Raw genomic sequence first — 16,829 nt, 5'->3', positions numbered from 1 at the left:
GAGCGGCACAAGATCGGCGCGGCGAACGGCACGGTGGAATGCAAGATCGCGGGGCGCTCCCGGGGCGGGGACTGCGCTGCGGAGGGTCGGGTGCGGGGGCGGGGCGGCGGCTCGGTAACCTAAGCGCGCTGACACACCCTTAGAGCGGCTTTACCTCGGCCGTTCCGAGCGTCCACCCGCCCCTTCCGTTCGTCCAAGGAGATGCCGCCGCCGTGAGCCGCAGCCTTCGACGCGGCGCCCTCGCCGCCACCGCCGTCGTGTTCTCGATCGCCTCGCTGGCCGCATGCGGTGCGGGCCAGGATGCGCAGACCCTCCAGATCAAGCCGGACAACGCCGCCGCCACCAAGGGCGAGATCGAGGTCCAGAACGCGCTGGTGATCACCCAGGGCCAGAAGGGCGAGAAGGGCCCGGCGGTCGTCTCCGCGACGGTCTTCAACAACGGCACCAAGGCGGAGACCGTTGACAGCATCACCCTCCCGGGTAGCAAGGGCAAGGTTGCGCTGAAGCCGGCCGAAGGCTCCGGCAAGGTCACCGTGCCGGCCCTCGGCTACGTGGTGATCGGCGGCAAGGGCAACGCCTCCGCCGTGATCGAGGACGGCGCAGCGAACGTCCGGGACGGCGAGGTCCAGAAGGTCGTCTTCCAGCTGAGCAGCACGGGCGGCGTCGAGCTGGAGGCCTTCGTGGTCCCGGCCACCGGCCCGTACGCACCGTTCGGCCCGACCGCGGCGCCGGCCACGGCCCCGTCCGGCTCCCCCTCGGGCGCGCCGTCGGGCTCCCCGTCGGGCTCCCCGTCGGCCGGGGCCTCCGGTGCGGCCGCGGGTGCCACTCCGTCCGGGTCCCCCTCGGCCGGTGGCGCCGGTACGCCGTCCGGTTCCCCGTCGCACAGCGCCGGCCACTGACGGACCCCACGTACGCAAACGGGAAGGGCCCCCATCCGCATCGGCGGGTGGGGGCCCTTCCCGTACGCCCCTCAGGGCCGGGTCCGACCTACGGCTCGAACTCCGTTCCGCGTGCGCCCCTCGCACGGCGAGGCCCGGGGGGCCTCACCGGCTTCGGGACGCTGCGCCGACCTCCGGCCGGCCCCGGACCGCGCGAACGACGTCGGCCTACGGCTCGAACTTGTAACCGAGGCCGCGGACCGTGACCAGGTAGCGCGGTGCGCCCGGGTCCGGCTCGATCTTGGCGCGCAGGCGCTTGACGTGGACGTCCAGCGTCTTGGTGTCACCGACGTAGTCGGCGCCCCAGACCCGGTCGATGAGCTGCATGCGGGTCAGCACGCGGCCCGCGTTGCGCAGCAGCATCTCCAGCAGGTCGAACTCCTTCAGCGGGAGGTCCACCTTGCCGCCGGAGACGGTGACCACGTGGCGGTCGACGTCCATCCGTACGGGGCCGGCCTCCAGGGCCGCCGGGGTGACCTCTTCCGGCTCCCCGCGGCGGCGCAGGACCGCACGGATGCGGGCGACCAGCTCGCGGGAGGAGAAGGGCTTCGTGACGTAGTCATCTGCTCCTATCTCCAGCCCGACGACCTTGTCGATCTCGCTGTCCTTGGCGGTCACCATGATCACGGGAACGTTGGAGCGGCCGCGCAGCTGCCGACAGACCTCCGTGCCGGGCAGGCCGGGGAGCATCAGGTCGAGGAGGACGAGGTCGGCGCCGTTGCGCTCGAACTCGTCGAGCCCGTCGGGCCCGGTCGCGGCGATGGCGACCTCGAAGCCCTCCTTGCGGAGCATGTAGGACAGGGCGTCGCTGAAGGATTCCTCATCCTCGACGACGAGCACTCGGGTCACGGAAGGACCTCCGGGGCAGGAATGGCTGGAGCGGTTTGTGGGTCAGGCAGGGGTCGGGTGGGTGCGGGGGGCCGCCGCCGGGGCCGTGGCGGCTGCTTCAGGGAGTCGCAGGGTGAACGTGGAACCCTGGCCCTCCGAGCTCCATACCGACACCTCCCCGCCGTGCGAGGCCGCCACGTGCTTCACGATCGCAAGGCCGAGGCCCGTTCCTCCCGTGGCTCGGGAGCGGGCCGGGTCCACGCGGTAGAAGCGCTCGAAGATGCGCTCGCGGTCCTTTTCCGGGATGCCGATGCCCTGGTCGGTCACGGCGATCTCGATCAAGTCTCCCCCAGGAGCCGTCACCTTGCGTCCGGCGATGCCGACGCGGGTGCGGGCGGGGCTGTAGTTGACGGCGTTCTCGACCAGGTTCCCGAGGGCGGCGGCGAGCTGACCGCGGTTGCCCCATACGCGCAGGTCGGCGGTGCCGCCCGCGGCCATGGTGATCTGCTTCGAGGACGCCGTGTGGCGGCAGCGGTCTATGGCTTCGGCGACCAGCGTGTCCACGCGCACGGGCTCGGCGTCCTCCAGCGGGTCGTCGTTCTGTACCCGGGAGAGGTCGATGAGTTCTTGCACGAGGTTGATCAGCCGGGTGGACTCGATCTGCATGCGGCCCGCGAAGCGGCTGACCGCCTCGGGGTCGTCCGCGGCGTCCATGACGGCCTCGGACAGCAGGGAGATCGCTCCGACCGGGGTCTTCAGCTCGTGGGACACGTTGGCCACGAAGTCGCGGCGTACGGCCTCGATGCGGCGGGCCTCGGTGAGGTCCTCGACCAGGAGGAGCACCAGGCGGGAGCCGAGCGGGGCGACGCGCGCCGAGACCGCGAGGGCCTCTCCCCGGCCGGTGCCGCGCCGGGGCAGGTCCAGCTCCACCTGCCGTATCTCCCCGTCGCGGCGGGTGTCGCGGGCCATGTGGAGCATCGGCTCCACGGCGAGCTTTCCGCCGCGGACCAGGCCGAGGGCGTACGCCGCCGAGCTGGCCTTGACCACCGCGTCGCCCTCGTCCAGTACGACCGCCGAGGAGCGCAGCACGGAGAGGACGGTGTCCACGCCGGGCGGCAGCACCGCGTTGAGGTCGGGGCGGATGGAGCTCCGGGTGGGGCGGGCCTGGTCGCGCTCGCTCCAGCGGAACGCCAGCATCGCGATCACACCGGTGCAAAGACCGGCGATCGCTGCAGCTGCGGCGACCGCCGCGTTCACGTCCATGGATCCAGGTTAAGCAGGCACGACGACACTTCCACAGCCGTTCGGGTGGCACCTCGAACAGTCGTCGCCCAGAGTTCACCCTGGCGACGGGGTTGATTCACTTGTGGTGCCGGAGTCGGACGCGTTTGCGGCTCACCGTGACACCGTGGGGCCGCTGGCCGCCCCGGCCCGCCCCGGGCAGTACTTGCAGTGAGCAGTAGGTCGAGAGAGGGACACGAGACATGCGCGACGCGTACCACGAGGAACTGGACTCGATCGGAGAAGGCCTGGTCGAGATGGCCCGGCTCGTCGGCTCCGCGATCGGGCGGGCCACGACGTCCATGCTCGACGCCGACCTGAAGCTCGCCGAGAACGTCATCGCCGCCGACCAGAAGGTCGATGACCTCCAGCACGACCTGGAGGCGCGCGCCATCGCCCTGCTGGCCCGCCAGCAGCCGGTCGCCACCGACCTGCGCATCGTCGTGACCTCCCTGCGGATGAGCGCCGACCTGGAGCGCAGCGGTGACCTCGCCCAGCACGTGGCGAAGCTCGCCCGGCTGCGCTTCCCGGACCGGGCCGTGCCGCGGGACCTGCACGCCACCATCCTGGAGATGGGACAGCTGGCGCAGCGCCTGATGGCGAAGGCCGCCGAGGTGATCATCACGAAGGACGTCGACCTCGCCCTCCAGCTGGAGCAGGACGACGACGAGATGGACCAGCTGCACCGCACGCTGTTCCAGCACCTGATGGACGACCGCTGGAAGCACGGCATCGAGACGGCCGTGGACGTGACCCTGCTGGGCCGCTACTACGAGCGCTTCGCGGACCACGCGGTGTCGGTGGCCAAGCGCGTGGTCTACCTGGTGACGGGTGAGCACGCGGACGACCTCCAGCAGCCGACCCAGGTCGAGGGCATCTGACACCGGCCCCGTAAGCGGGGGATCCGGAAGCGGAGGATCCGGACGAGGGCACCGGAACGAGGGCATCGGAACGAGGGCCCACCGAGCCCCAATGCGCCGTTGACGCGCCGGTACCGCTGGGCATGAATGAGGGCGAGGGCGGTCGTCGTACGAAGTCCCGTATGCCACGGGGCACCGCCCCCGCGAGGAGGAACCATGCCCGATTCCCCCGTCCCCATCACCCCGGAGCAGGAGCAGCCGCCGAGGCCGGAGCCGCTGCGGCTACCGCTGCTCGCCGCCTGCGGGTGCGGCTCCGGCTGCGGCTGCGGCTGCCAGTCCGGCGCCCCCTGCCAGTGCGGCGGCTGACCGCCTCCACCGGCTCCGCGCACGCGCACGACGGGCCCCGTCCGAGTTCCCTCGGCCGGGGCCCTTCGCATGCGCGGCCGAGGGAACTCGGACGGGGCCTACCTCAGCAGCCAGTCGCGGGTCAGTTCCATGACCTCCGCTTGTGTGCGACCACCGTGGTCGACGTGGATGAAGTGCTCGCCGATCCGCAGCGAGTAGGCCAGCAGGCAGCGGACCTCGACGTCGTCCTCGTCGGTGCAGATGGCACGGAACAGCGAACGCAGGTACTCCATGCGCCGGTTGTCGGTGCGCCGCAGCCGCCGTGCGACGTCCTCGTCGCGCCTGGCCCAGTCACGGATCGCGAGGTCGGCCCTGGTGCCCCTGATCGGCCCGTCGGCCGTCGAGGCGATCGCGAACAGCCGCTCCAGCTTGGCCCGCTCGTCGCCCCCGCCGCCCTCGACCTGCTCGATCACGGCCTCGGCGACCTCGTGCTCCCAGGTGTCGAGCATCTCGGTGAGGAGCGCGCCCCGGCTGCCGAAGTACCCGTAGAAGCCGCCCTTGCTGACGCCGAGCGCCTGCGCCAGCGCCTCGACGCGGACGGCCTCGGGACCGCCGGCGGCGAGGGCCCGCAGCCCTTCCTCGATCCACTTTCCGCGCGGTGTGCGGGTCGCGCCCATGCTGTGCTCCTCCTCACACGGCCCCCGTCTATACGGTGCCGTATAGACGAGTGCTAGCCTCGATCTATACGGCATCGTATAGATAGGGGCTGACCGATGAGACTCCCCAAGACCGCCCACACCTCCCGCCCCTGGCGGGTCCACGAGATCGCCGGCGACTTCCAGGTCGAGGACGTGTGGGCGCTACCGACCCCGGGCGGGCCCGACGACCTCGCCCGCCTGGTGCGCCAGTTCGCCGGCGATACGGGGGACCCCGTCCCCTCCCCCGTGGCGCGCGTACTCTTCGCGGTCCGCTGGAAGCTCGGCAAGATGTTCGGCTGGGACGAGCCCGACGGCGGCCTCGGCTCCCGGGTCCCGACCCTGCGCGACCGCCTGCCGGCCGACCTCCGCGAGGGCGAGCGGGGCCCCGACCTCCGGTCGGTCCCGTTCACCTCGGTCTTCCAGACCCACGACGAGTGGGCGGCCGAGAGCGCCAACCGGACCATGCACGGGCTGATGCACATCGGCTGGGTCCCGGACGGCGCGGGCGGCTACCGCGGCCAGCTGACCGTCCTGGTGAAGCCGAACGGCCGCCTCGGCTCCCTCTACATGCTGGGCATCAAGCCCTTCCGCTACCTCGGCGTCTACCCGGCCCTGCTGCGCTCGATCGGCCGCGAATGGCGGGAGAACGCACCCACCGCCGCCCCCTGAACCACCCACGCCCTCACCCGGCCGGGGGAGGCGGATCGTTCCGGCGGCCGACGCCACCCTGCGGCGGTCGGTGCGAGGTTTCAGGGCATGACCAGTGCTGAACGGATGACGAAGGCGCTCTGGAGCGCCCGGTGGCAGCGACGGCCGCGCGCGGTGGCCCGGGCGGCGCTGCTGTGGGCCGTGTCGTACGCCGGCTTCGGCCTGGCGTGCGCGCTGAGCGGGACCTCCTTGCTCTACCACGGCGGTGACCCCGTGCCCTCCGGGCTGGGCTGGGCGGTCGTGGGGGTGGGTGCGCTGGGGACGGCGGCCAGCGGAGCCGTGGTGCTGTGCGGGCCGCGGCCGGCACTACGGGTGCTGCTCTGGGTGGTCTGCGGGCTGGCCGGGATCGCTGCGTTCAGCCTGCTGATGGACGTGATCACGCTGATGTTCGGTCAGGGAGTGGACAGCTGGGCCTCGGCCGCGCACAAGGTCCTCGCGGCGGTCGGGGCGGTCCTGCTCGCGGCCACGGCCCGGTCCGGCCGCCGCCGGCCCGCCGGGACCACCGGGACCACCGGGACCACCGGGACCACCAGCACCGCCGGGACCGCCGGGACCGCCGTACGAGCGCCGTCCGCTGCCCCGCGCGCCGTCCAGCTCGGCGCCTGGGTCGCAACCCTGGCCTTCGTCCCGTACGCGGCGATGAAGCTGGTCTGGGCGTCCGGCGGGACGTTCGCGGGGATCACCGGCGCGGAGATGCTCGCGGTCTCGGAGCGCAACGGCGCCTCGGGGATCTTCCTCGCACTGGAGTCCTGGGGCCTGGACCCCACCGCACTGCTGGCCGCGCTCGGCGTTTTCCTGTTGTGGGGCCTGGTCCGTCCGTGGGGGCAGGTCTTCCCGCGCTGGACGCCGTTCCTGCACGGCCGACGGGTGCCGCGCTGGCTCCCGCTCGCCCCGGCTCTGCTCGGCGCCGCCACGCTCGCCCCGTACGGCGTTGCGGGCGTCGGATACGCGGCCCTGGCCACGGCCGGCGCAGTGACGATGCGGCGCGGTGACTTCCACTCCTCGGACGACGCGCTCCTGGTGGCCTGGATCGGGGTGGTCGCCTTCGCCGCTTACGGGATCGCCCTGACCATCGCGGCCCGCTCGTACTGGCTGCGGACGCGTCCCGCCCGCTAGCGCCGGCGCTCCCCCGCGCTTGAGGACCCGCGGTGGGCCCAGGGCAAAAGAGGGCCCCTGACCCGCACCATGTGCGCAGGTCAGGGGCGTGATTGCTCTTCTTGCTACTTCTTGCCCTGGTTCTTGACGGCCTCGATGGCGGCAGCCGCGGCGGCCGGGTCGAGGTAGGTGCCGCCCGGCTTCAGGGGCTTGAAGTCGGCGTCCAGTTCGTAGACGAGCGGGATGCCGGTCGGGATGTTCAGGCCCGTGATGTCGGCGTCGGAGATGCCGTCCAGGTGCTTGACCAGACCGCGCAGGGAGTTGCCGTGCGCGGCGACCAGGACCGTGCGACCGGCCAGCAGGTCCGGGACGATGCCGTCGTACCAGTACGGCAGCATCCGCTCGACGACGTCCTTGAGGCACTCCGTGCGCGGACGCAGCTCGTTCGGGATCGACGCGTAGCGCGGGTCCGCGGACTGCGAGAACTCCGTGCCGTCCTCCAGGACCGGCGGCGGGGTGTCGTACGAGCGGCGCCACAGCATGAACTGCTCCTCGCCGAACTCCGCGAGGGTCTGCGCCTTGTCCTTGCCCTGGAGCGCACCGTAGTGGCGCTCGTTCAGGCGCCAGGAGCGGTGCACCGGGATCCAGTGGCGGTCGGCGGCCTCCAGCGCGAGCTGCGCCGTGCGGATGGCGCGCTTCTGGAGGGAGGTGTGCAGCACGTCGGGCAGCAGGCCGGCGTCCTTGAGCAGCTCACCGCCCCGGACCGCCTCCTTCTCGCCCTTCTCGGTGAGGTTGACGTCCACCCAGCCGGTGAACAGGTTCTTCGCGTTCCAGTCGCTCTCGCCGTGGCGGAGGAGGATCAGCTTGTACGGTGCGTCGGCCATGCGTACGAGCCTAGTGGACGCCCGGCGGCGCTCGCGCGCGGTGCGGGGTCCCGTCGGATTGACGGTGCGCGTCAATCGAGTGGCGCCCCGACACCCGCCACTCGTAATGTGCACGGCGTACGAGTGATGCTTACACCGCCGGGGGGATCCGTTATGTCCGCTGCCCGTTTGGCACAGGTGGTCCGGGAGAGCGTCTCCGGGCTGCCCCGGGCCTTCTGGTGGCTCTGGACGAGCACGCTGGTGAACCGGCTCGGGGCCTTCGTCGTCACCTTCATGACCCTGTACCTGACCCTGGACCGGGGCTACTCGGCCTCCTTCGCAGGACTCGTGGTGGCCCTCCACGGGCTCGGCGGGGTCCTCTCCTCGCTCGTCGCGGGCGTGATGACCGACCGGCTCGGGCGCCGGCCCACGATGCTGGCGGCCCAGGCGTCGACCGCCTTCTCGGTGGCGCTGCTCGGCTTCATGGAGCACCCGGCGGCGATCGCGGCCGTGGCCCTGCTGGTCGGCATGACCTCGAACGCCTCCCGGCCGGCGGTCGCGGCGATGATGGCGGACATCGTCCGCCCCGAGGACCGCGTACGGGCCTTCGCGCTCAACTACTGGGCCCTCAACCTCGGCTTCGCCATCAGCGCCATGGCGGCCGGGCTGATCGCGGAGTACAGCTACCTGGCCGGCTTCTTGGGCGAGGCCGCGCTGACCCTGGTCTGCGCGGTGCTGGTCTTCGTCAAGCTGCCCGAGTCGCGGCCGGACCGGCCCGCCCGGGCCGGGGGCGCGTCGGCCACCATCGGGGAGGAGCCGGCGATCGGGCTCGGGACCGTACTGCGGGACGGGCGGTTCATGGGTGTCGTCGGGCTGTCGTTCCTGATCTCGCTGATCTTCACGCAGGGCTCGGTCGGCCTGCCGGTCGCGATGGGCTCCGCGGGCTTCTCGCCCAGGGACTACGGGCTGGTCGTCGCCGTGAACGGGCTGCTGATCGTGCTGCTGCAGATCCCGGTCACGGCGTTCATCGAGCGGCGCGACCCGCAGAAGCTGCTGGTGGTCTCGGCGCTGCTGGCCGGGTACGGGTTCGCGCTGACGGCCTTCGCCGGGCCGTTGTGGGCGTACGCGCTGACGGTGTGCGTGTGGACGCTGGCCGAGATCGTGAACTCGCCGACCCAGATGGGCCTGGTCGTACGGCTCTCGCCGGTCCACGGGCGCGGCCGCTACCAGGGGGTCTACAACCTGTCCTGGGCGGTGGCCGCGCTGGTGGCGCCGCTGATGGCGGGCTTCCTGATCGACCGGTACGGGGCCGACTGGCTGTGGGGGGCCACCGCCGTCCTCGGCACGGTCGCGGCGGCCGGCTACTGGCTGCTGATGCGGAGGCTTCCCGAGGGGGGCGTGGTCGGGGCCGCGGGGGCTGGCGCTCCGGCCGACACCAAGCCGTTGCCGGCTGCCGCCGAGGCATGACGCGGCTGGCGCCGCTGCTGGGGCTCCGCCCCAGACCTCGCGCCTCAAACGCCGGCGGGGCTATATTTCAGCCCCGCCGGCGTTTGAGGCGCGGGGGTTCGGGGGCAGCGCCCCCGTTACGACGGCTGCGTCAGGTGCTTGAACGCGTCGAGGTTGAAGGTCGGCTCGCCGCGCGAGACCCGCCACTCGTACTCGCGCCGGATCGCGCTCGCGAAGCCCAGCTCCAGCAACGTGTTGAAGGAGCCGTCCGCCGCCTCCAGGACGGTGCCGAGCAGCCGGTCCAGTTCCTCCGGGTCGACGACCGACAGCGGGAGCCGGGCCGTCAGGTAGATGTCGCCGAGGCGGTCCACCGCGTACGCCATGCCGTACAGCTTGAGGTTGCGCTCCAGCAGCCAGCGGTGGACGCCCGCCTCGTTCTCGTCGGGGTGGCGGATCACGAAGGCGTTGACCGAGAGCGAATGCCTTCCGACCTTGAGCGAGCACGTGGTGCTCAGCTTGCGGGTGCCGGGGAGCTGGACGACGTAGGACCCCGGCTCGGGGCTCTCCCAGCTCAGCTCCGCGCCGGTGAGCGCGCTCTCGATGATCTCGGCGGTGTCAGCCATGGTGGGAGCGTACGCGACGACGATGATCATGCATGGCCGCGGTGTAGACGTCGGCCGTGCCGCTCGCCGCCGTGTCCCAGCCGAAGAACTGCGCGTGCCGCGCCGCCTGGGCGCCCATCCGGTCCGCGAGCGCCGGCTCGTCCACGAAGCGCCGCAACTCCCGCGCGTAGTCCACCGGGTCGTGGCCGGGTACGAGGATCCCCGTGACCCCGTCGTTGACGGCGACGGGCAGCCCGCCGACCTCGGCGGCGAGCACCGGCGTACCGGCGGCCTGGGCCTCTATCGCGACGAGCCCGAAGGACTCGTTGTAAGAGGGCATGACCAGCACGGACGCCGCCCGGAACCAGTCCGCGAGGCCGTCCTGCGCGACCGGCGGGTGGAAGTGCACGAGGTCGGCGATGCCGAGCTTCGCGGCGAGCTTGTGCAGGCCTTCCGGCTTGGCGAGGCCGCTGCCGCTGGGCCCGCCGACGACGGGTACGAAGAGGCGGCGGCGCAGCGAGGGGTCCTGGTCGACCATGACGGCGACGGCGCGCAGCAGGATGTCGGGGGCCTTCAGCGGCTGGATCCGGCCGGCGAAGAGGGGGATGACGGCGTCCTGGGGCAGGCCGAGGCGGGCGCGGGCGGCGGACCGGCCGTCGCCGACGGTGAACCGGTCGAGGTTCACTCCGGGGTGGACGACGGCCACCTTGGCGGGGTCGGCCTCGTAGTGCCGGACGAGCTCGTCGGCCTCCTCGGCGGTGTTCGCGATGAGCCGGTCGGCGGCGGCCACGATCTGGGTCTCGCCTATGACGCGGGCGGCGGGCTCGGGCGTGTCCCCCTCGGCCAGCGCCGCGTTCTTGACCTTCGCCATGGTGTGCATGGCGTGCACGAGCGGGACGCCCCAGCGCTGCGCGGCGAGCCAGCCCACGTGGCCGGAGAGCCAGTAGTGGGAGTGGACGAGGTCGTAGTAGCCGGGGCGGTGGCCGGCCCAGGCCTGCATGACGCCGTGGGTGAAGGCGCACAGCTGGGCCGGGAGCTCCTCCTTCGCGAGGCCTTCGTAGGGGCCCGCGTCGACGTGCCGTACGAGGACTCCGGGGGCCAGGTCGACCGCGGGGGGCAGCCCGCCGGTGGTGGCCCGGGTGAAGATCTCGACCTCGATGTTGATCGCGGCGAGCCGCTTGGCCAGCTCGACGATGTAGACGTTCATGCCGCCGGCGTCGCCGGTACCGGGCTGGTGCAGCGGTGAGGTGTGCACGCTGAGCATGGCCACGCGGCGCGGCTTGCGGTGGTGTCCGACGGCGGGAAGTCGCAGGCGGGGCGGCTCGTGGCGGGTGGCACGGGCGGCAGCGAGGCGGCCACTGAGGCGGGACACGTACTGGCTCAAGGGACCAGTCCTCTCGGCTCGGACGGCGCACGCACGACGCTCGGACGGCATGACGGACCGCATGCCGGACGGCATGACGGCGAGGGCGCGGAAGACGCCCTGCAAGGAGTGCAACCCGGATGCCCGTCCCGCGCATTCCGGGGTGTCCGGTTTTCCCGGAGGTTTCCTCTTCTTCAGTGGTGCGCAGCGGGATTTTCCTGGTGCGCGGGCCCTCCGCTTACCCTCGGCTCATGGCCTCCCGCAGTACCCCGCCCTCCAGCCGCGCGCCCGGCCGCCCCGTGGGCTCGGTGACGCGCGGGACGACCAATCCGAACCGGTTGCGCCGGATGGACCGCTGGATCGCGGCCACCCACGGGGCCGCGCTGCGGCGCGCGGAGGCGCCGGTCGCGGTGGACCTCGGCTACGGGGCCGCCCCCTGGACGGCGGTCGAGCTGCTGGCACGGCTGCGGGACGCGGCGCCGCGGGTACGGGTGGTCGGCATCGAGATCGAGCCGGCCCGGGTGGCGGGCGCGAAGCCGTACGAGCGGGAAGGGCTGAGCTTCCGGCACGGCGGTTTCGAGGTACCGCTGGACGGCGGGGCCCGACCGGCACTGATCCGCGCGGCGAACGTATTGCGCCAGTACGACGAGGAGCAGGTCGCCGAGGTGTGGGCACGGCTGTGCGGGCGGCTGGCCCCGGACGGGCTGCTCGTGGAGGGGACCTGCGACGAGATCGGGCGGCGGCACGTGTGGGTGGCGCTGGGCCCGGAAGGGGCGCGCACAGTGACCTTCGCGACCCGGCTGGGCTCCCTGGAGCGCCCCTCCGACCTGGCGGAACGGCTACCGAAGGCGCTGATCCACCGGAACGTGCCGGGCGAGCCGGTGCACGCGTTCCTGCGCGACTTCGACCGGGCGTGGGCGGCGGCGGCTCCGTACGCCGCGTACGGGGCGCGGCAGCGCTGGATCCGGACGGCGCGGGCGCTGGCCGGCGACTGGCCGCTGGTGGACGGTCCGCGGCGGTGGCGGCAGGGGGAACTGACCCTGCCCTGGGAGGCGTTGCGCCCGCTGGGGTGATTGCGGCGGGCGGGGGAACCGGGGGCGGGGGCGTTCCGTTGAACCGTGCGGGGTCGGGAAGGTCGTCCGTTGGGGCGGACAAGATCGGATCGCCATCCACAAGGGTGTTGGAATTCATCGACTCGTGGCACCATCCCGATGTCAGCGATAAGTTACTGATGAATAGTCAGATCTGATGCGAGGTCTGACTCGGGTGCCTGGGGGGACCATGGGAGCCGCAAGGCGACGGCGAGGCGCAAGTTCTCTCGTGCTGCTGTGCACGATGGCGATACTGACGGCGCCGGGCCTCGCCACGGGCGTGGCGTACGCGGCTCCGGCGGCCCCGGTGGCCCCCGCAGCTCCGGCGGCACCGGCCGCACCCCTGCCCGAACCGGGCGGCAAGTCCCTGGAGCAGGTCCGCAAGGAGATCGAGGAGCTGTATCGGCAGGCGGGTGCCGCCACGGACGCCTACAACCTCGCCGAGGCCGAGACCAAGGCCCAGTCGGACAAGATCGTCGAGGTCGCCCGTCTCGTCGTCGCCGGCAAGGAGCGGATCACCGCCCTGAAGAACCGGGCGGGCGCCGCCGCCCGCGCCCAGTACCGCACGGGCGGGATGCCGCCGGGCGCGCAGCTGGCGCTGAGCGACGACCCGAACCACTACCTCGACGGGGCGGGTCGGCTGCGCGAGGGCGAGAAGGCCACCTCGGGCATGCTCTCCGAACTGGACCGGACCCAGGCCGACTTGCAGCGCTACGCCGAGGAGGCGAGCGAGCGCTGGGCCATCCTGGAGGCCAACAGGGTCAAGTCGGAGGACGCCAAGAAGCAGATCGAGGAGAAGATCAAGGCGGCGGAGGAGCTGGAGAGCAAGCTGGAGGCCGAGGAGAAGGCCCGGCTGATCCAGCTGGAGCAGGAAGCCCAGTACAAGGCCCAGACCGCGTGGCTGTCGACGGGTGCGATGAAGGACGTCAAGGGCACGGCCACGGATGCGGGCAAGCGGGCCGTGCAGTTCGCCACCGCCCAGATCGGCAAGCCGTACAAATGGGGTGCCGTGGGTCCGTCGTCCTTCGACTGCTCCGGGCTGACCTCCCAGGCCTGGCTGGCGGCGGGCCGGGGCATCCCGCGCACCTCGCAGGAGCAGCTGCGGCTGCTGCCGAAGGTCGCGCTGAAGGACATGCGCCCGGGCGACCTGATCATCTACTTCGACGATGCGACCCACGTCGGCATGTACGTCGGCGACGGCGCGATGGTCCACGCCCCGCGCCCCGGCCGGAACATCACGCTGGCGGGTGCGGGCTCGATGCCGATCAAGGCCGTGGTCCGCCCCGACGCGTAGCCCCTGCGGGGTCGCTCGGCGGCCGGTCCGGGCGGAGCCCCGCCCCCTGCCGGGCGGCTCCCTGCCGGGCGGCTCCCCGGCGGGGCTCCGCCCCTCAAAGGCCGGAGGGGCTGGAAAGCACGGTGGCCGGCCGGAAGCTCGGAGCGGGGCGAAAATCCAGCCTCGCCGGCGTTTGAGGCGCGGGGTCCGGGGCGGAGCTCCGATCCTTCCGCCGCGCCGGCCCGATGCGGGGACGGGGGCAACCCCCGGGGGCTCGGACACGTCTCGCTGAACGGGACGGAACGCGGCCCCGCCGTGACCTTTGTCATCCAGTGAGCCGATTTTCCCCCGCGATAACCGCATATGACGGAGGCCCTCACCAAGGACGGCATTCCGTTCGTCGGGCCGGGACCGCTAGGGTCTGCCGGACGAGCGCACCCTCGGGGGGAGGGAAGGAACCGGAGACGATGCCCGTACCCGTACCGCGGCAGAGGGACACCTCGGCCACGGAGAGCGGTCTGGCCGTTCTGCACACCGCCGCCCCGGCCGTAGCCGCCACGGGCGTCGCTCAGGCGACCCCTCAACCGACCCCGCTGACCCTCCTCGTCATCGAGGACGACCCGGCCGGCGGCCTCACCGTCCCCGAGATCCTCGACGCGGACGGGCACCGCATCCGGGTCCGCACCGCCCGCAACCTCACCGAGGCCGAGCGGCTGCTCACGCCCGACGTGCACTGCATCCTCCTCGACCTGTCCCTCCCGGACGCCAGCGCCCGTACGCCGGGAGCTACGGCCAACGGCTCGACCAACGGCTCGGCCAACGGCTCGACGAACGGGACCGGCGCCGCCGCCGGCACCGCCATCGCCGTGGACGAGCTGGTCGCCCTCCGCCAGGTGCTGCGCATCGCCCCGCGCCACGCCGTCCTCGTCCTCACCGGCGAGGACGATGCCGAGCGCGCCGCCGAGGCCGTCCGGGTCGGCGCCCAGGACTTCCTCTTCCGTGACGAGCTGGACGGCCGGCTGCTGAGCCGCGCCATCCGCTACGCCGTGGAGAGAAAGCGGGCGGACATCGCCCAGTACAAGCTCGCAGAATCGAAACTGCGCGCCCAGGAGAACGCCCGCCTCGAACGCGGCCTGCTCCCCACGCCCCTCCTGGAGGGCTCCGACCTCCGCTTCGCCGCCCGCTACCGCCCCGGCCGCAGCCGGGCCCTGCTCGGCGGTGACTTCTACGACACCGTCCGCACCCCCGACGGCACCGTCCACGCCATGATCGGCGACGTCTGCGGCCACGGCCCCGACGAGGCCGCGCTCGGCGTCGAGCTCCGCATCGCCTGGCGCGCCCTGACCCTGGCCGGCCTCTGCGGCGACGACCTGCTGGCCACCCTCCAGGAGGTCCTGGAGGTGGAGCGGCCGTGCGAGGAGATATTCGCGACGCTGTGCACGGTCGACATCGCCCCGGACGGACGCCGCGCCGGTCTGTGCCTGGCCGGCCATCCGGCCCCGCTGATCTCCCGACCGGGTCGCCGCGCGCGACTGCTCCCGTACGAGAACAGCGGCCCGGCCCTCGGGCTCCTGCCCCGGGCCCGCTGGCCGCGCCGCCAGGTGGAGCTCGGCGGCACCTGGAGCCTGATGCTCTACACCGACGGCCTGATCGAGGGCCACATCGGCGAGGGCAAGGAACGTCTGGGCCAGGACGGCATGGTCGACATGATCAACCGCCACCTGGACCTCGGTCTGAGCGGTGAGGGCCTACTGGAGGCCTCCGTCACCGAGGCCCGCCGGCTCAACGGCGGCGAGCTGACCGACGACGTGGCCGTGGTCCTGCTCTCCCGCGCCGAGGGCTGAGCCCGCCGCGCTCCTGCGCCGGGGCCCGGGCCCCGGCCACGGGCTCCGGCCCGGCCACGGCTCCAAGCTCCGGCTCCTGTCGCCGCAGTACGCCTAGCGTCCGCCGTTGTAAGGCCCGTACGGCCCGTCGCTGCTGCTGCCGCCGCGCCGGCCGCCACCGCCCGAGACCTGCTTGAGGGCCGGGCGCACGTCGACGAAGAACACGATGGTCGCCACGAGACCGGCGATCTGCAGGAACAGCATCCCCAGGAAGAAGTCCACGGCCACGGTGACGCCGAGGATGACCAGCCAGAAGGTCTTGCTCTGCTTGTCGGCCGCCCGGTACGCGTCCTCCCGCGCCACCAGGGCGAACACGAAGGCCACGACGGCGAGCACCAGCATGACGAGCCCCAGGAACGGGATCACGCCTCGATCGAACCCTTCCATCAACATCGCTTCGACCGCCTTCTCAGCTTCTGCTTCGCACTTCCGATGCCACCCGACTCCACGCTACCGGCACGGGCCCCTTCATGAACCACAACGGGCCGGGCACCTGAAGGGTGCCCGGCCCGCCGTCGCTCATGCGGCTGCGCGTCAGTTCGCTTCGCCCGCGGTGACCGCGGCCTTCTTGGCCGTGCTCTTGCGCGCAGTGATCTTCTTCGCGGCGGTCTTATCCTCGCCCGCGGCCTCGGCCACCGGCTCCGACGCCGGCTCGGCCGCCGGCTCCGCCCCGGCCTCGGGCTCGGGCTCGACGGCCACGGCGATGTCGACGATCTCGGCGGAGACCTCGCCCCGCCAGGTCCGCACGGCCTGCTCGCCGTGCACGGCGACCTTGTCGTACGTCTCCTTGGCGCGCACCGCGTACTCGGCGGCCACGCCGACACCGCGCAGCGCCAGGTCCTGGGCGGTCTCCCCGAGCTTCTTCGGGTCGATCGCGCCAAGCACCTCGGCGAACTTGGCGGTGACCGCCTCCTGGACGGCCTTCGGGTCCGTGTTCTTCACGGCCTCGATGCGCGCGGGGGCTTCGGCGCGCAGCTGCTCGATCAGGTCGGGCACCTTCTTGGCCTGCTGCACGGCCAGATCGGCGGTGCCTGCGGCGAAGTAGAGGGGAGTGGGGTCGGTGAGGGTCTTCTTCAGGTCATCGGCGATGGCCATGTGCTGGTCCTCCCGGATCAACTTCAGTTCGGCTTCGACGGCATCTCGTCGGTGGGCACGTCGAGCGCGTTCTCCTTGCGGAACGACTCGTAGATCTGGAGCAGCACCTGCTTCTGCCGCTCGTTGATGGAGGGGTCGGCGAGTATGACGGCTCGCGTCTCCACCTCGTCCGGATCCCGCTCATCCAGGATCCCGGCCTGCACGTACAACGTCTCCGCGGAGATCCGCAGCGCCTTGGCCAGCTGCTGCAGGATGTCCGCGCTGGGCTTGCGCAGCCCGCGCTCGATCTGGCTCAGGTACGGATTCGACACCCCCGCCTGCTCGGCCAGCTGCCGCAGCGAAAGCTGGGCCTGCCGACGCTGCTCACGGAGGTATTCGCCGAGATTTCCGACGTTGAGCGATGCCATGCTCAGATCCTGCCCGACCTTGCTAACTATTGCAAGCGACCTGCTTGCAGCAT

At 72.2% G+C, this 16,829-nt stretch carries 18 protein-coding genes; 9 read left to right on the top strand and 9 right to left on the bottom strand.

Translation table 11 applies throughout. The features are described from left to right. The first annotated feature begins 212 nt into the window (after positions 1–212). On the top strand, positions 213–899 hold the full coding sequence (locus OG594_RS03550; RefSeq protein ID WP_266595033.1) for a DUF461 domain-containing protein: 687 nt from the start codon (positions 213–215) through the stop codon (positions 897–899). Positions 900–1,106: 207 nt separating this feature from the next. Here the strand turns inward: OG594_RS03550 and OG594_RS03545 are convergent, their stop codons facing one another. Both OG594_RS03545 and OG594_RS03540 read right to left on the bottom strand, forming a co-directional pair. Continuing rightward, positions 1,107–1,787 (bottom strand): response regulator transcription factor, encoded by a 681-nt coding sequence (locus OG594_RS03545; protein WP_030009598.1) that lies wholly within the window; start codon positions 1,785–1,787, stop codon positions 1,107–1,109. A gap of 42 nt (positions 1,788–1,829) precedes the next feature. Further along, positions 1,830–3,029, bottom strand: a complete 1,200-nt coding sequence (locus OG594_RS03540; RefSeq protein ID WP_266595031.1) for a cell wall metabolism sensor histidine kinase WalK — start codon at positions 3,027–3,029, stop codon at positions 1,830–1,832. 221 nt (positions 3,030–3,250) lie between these two features. Here OG594_RS03540 and phoU point away from each other — a divergent pair, with 221 nt between their 5' ends. Beyond that, positions 3,251–3,928 (top strand): phosphate signaling complex protein PhoU, encoded by a 678-nt coding sequence (phoU, locus tag OG594_RS03535; RefSeq protein WP_266595029.1) that lies wholly within the window; start codon positions 3,251–3,253, stop codon positions 3,926–3,928. A 195-nt stretch (positions 3,929–4,123) separates the two neighbouring features. Continuing rightward, the gene (locus tag OG594_RS03530) at positions 4,124–4,273 is read left to right on the top strand and encodes a hypothetical protein (protein WP_167344738.1); all 150 of its coding nucleotides are present in this window, start codon (positions 4,124–4,126) and stop codon (positions 4,271–4,273) included. Between the two features lie 98 nt (positions 4,274–4,371). Here OG594_RS03530 and OG594_RS03525 read toward each other — a convergent pair whose 3' ends face one another. Then, entirely contained in the window at positions 4,372–4,929 is a 558-nt protein-coding gene (locus OG594_RS03525) for a TetR/AcrR family transcriptional regulator (protein WP_266595026.1), read from the bottom strand. Between the two features lie 96 nt (positions 4,930–5,025). Between OG594_RS03525 and OG594_RS03520 the strand changes: the two genes are divergently transcribed. After that, positions 5,026–5,619: a DUF2867 domain-containing protein gene (locus tag OG594_RS03520; RefSeq protein ID WP_266595024.1), complete on the top strand. Its 594-nt coding sequence runs from the start codon at positions 5,026–5,028 to the stop codon at positions 5,617–5,619. A gap of 87 nt (positions 5,620–5,706) precedes the next feature. Further along, entirely contained in the window at positions 5,707–6,774 is a 1,068-nt protein-coding gene (locus OG594_RS03515) for a hypothetical protein (RefSeq protein WP_266595022.1), read from the top strand. Between the two features lie 104 nt (positions 6,775–6,878). On the opposite strand, the gene OG594_RS03510 is transcribed toward OG594_RS03515, so the two are convergent. Then, positions 6,879–7,637 carry a phosphoglyceromutase gene (locus tag OG594_RS03510; RefSeq protein WP_266595020.1) on the bottom strand — a complete coding sequence of 253 codons (759 nt, stop codon included), beginning with the start codon at positions 7,635–7,637 and terminating at the stop codon, positions 6,879–6,881. A gap of 153 nt (positions 7,638–7,790) precedes the next feature. On the opposite strand from OG594_RS03510, the gene OG594_RS03505 reads away from it, so the two are divergent. Then, positions 7,791–9,083: an MFS transporter gene (locus OG594_RS03505; RefSeq protein WP_266595018.1), complete on the top strand. Its 1,293-nt coding sequence runs from the start codon at positions 7,791–7,793 to the stop codon at positions 9,081–9,083. A gap of 116 nt (positions 9,084–9,199) precedes the next feature. Here OG594_RS03505 and OG594_RS03500 read toward each other — a convergent pair whose 3' ends face one another. Together OG594_RS03500 and mshA are read right to left on the bottom strand one after the other, a co-directional pair. Further along, entirely contained in the window at positions 9,200–9,685 is a 486-nt protein-coding gene (locus OG594_RS03500; RefSeq protein ID WP_030012782.1) for a YbjN domain-containing protein, read from the bottom strand. Beyond that, positions 9,678–11,048: a D-inositol-3-phosphate glycosyltransferase gene (mshA, locus tag OG594_RS03495; protein WP_266595014.1), complete on the bottom strand. Its 1,371-nt coding sequence runs from the start codon at positions 11,046–11,048 to the stop codon at positions 9,678–9,680. Before mshA ends, OG594_RS03500 begins: the two co-directional genes overlap by 8 nt. A gap of 230 nt (positions 11,049–11,278) precedes the next feature. Between mshA and OG594_RS03490 the strand changes: the two genes are divergently transcribed. The 3 genes from OG594_RS03490 (at position 11,279) to OG594_RS03480 (ending at position 15,235) form a co-directional block, all read left to right on the top strand. Next, entirely contained in the window at positions 11,279–12,100 is an 822-nt protein-coding gene (locus tag OG594_RS03490; protein ID WP_266595012.1) for a class I SAM-dependent methyltransferase, read from the top strand. Between the two features lie 262 nt (positions 12,101–12,362). After that, the gene (locus OG594_RS03485) at positions 12,363–13,412 is read left to right on the top strand and encodes an NlpC/P60 family protein (RefSeq protein ID WP_266595010.1); all 1,050 of its coding nucleotides are present in this window, start codon (positions 12,363–12,365) and stop codon (positions 13,410–13,412) included. A 446-nt stretch (positions 13,413–13,858) separates the two neighbouring features. Further along, positions 13,859–15,235, top strand: a complete 1,377-nt coding sequence (locus tag OG594_RS03480; protein WP_266595008.1) for a PP2C family protein-serine/threonine phosphatase — start codon at positions 13,859–13,861, stop codon at positions 15,233–15,235. Between the two features lie 93 nt (positions 15,236–15,328). On the opposite strand, the gene OG594_RS03475 is transcribed toward OG594_RS03480, so the two are convergent. From OG594_RS03475 to OG594_RS03465, 3 genes are all read right to left on the bottom strand, one after another. Then, entirely contained in the window at positions 15,329–15,667 is a 339-nt protein-coding gene (locus tag OG594_RS03475) for a DUF2516 family protein (RefSeq protein WP_189734889.1), read from the bottom strand. A gap of 141 nt (positions 15,668–15,808) precedes the next feature. Continuing rightward, positions 15,809–16,369: a hypothetical protein gene (locus OG594_RS03470; RefSeq protein ID WP_266595004.1), complete on the bottom strand. Its 561-nt coding sequence runs from the start codon at positions 16,367–16,369 to the stop codon at positions 15,809–15,811. Positions 16,370–16,392: 23 nt separating this feature from the next. Further along, positions 16,393–16,776, bottom strand: coding sequence for a helix-turn-helix domain-containing protein (locus tag OG594_RS03465; RefSeq protein ID WP_037717984.1), 384 nt, complete (start codon positions 16,774–16,776; stop codon positions 16,393–16,395). Positions 16,777–16,829: the final 53 nt, after the last annotated feature.

The organism is Streptomyces sp. NBC_01214 (genome assembly GCF_026340975.1).
Classification (GTDB): Bacteria; Actinomycetota; Actinomycetes; order Streptomycetales; family Streptomycetaceae; genus Streptomyces.
The sequence above is the reverse complement of the archived record's forward strand: the minus strand, read 5'-3'. Positions and strand labels throughout refer to the sequence as shown.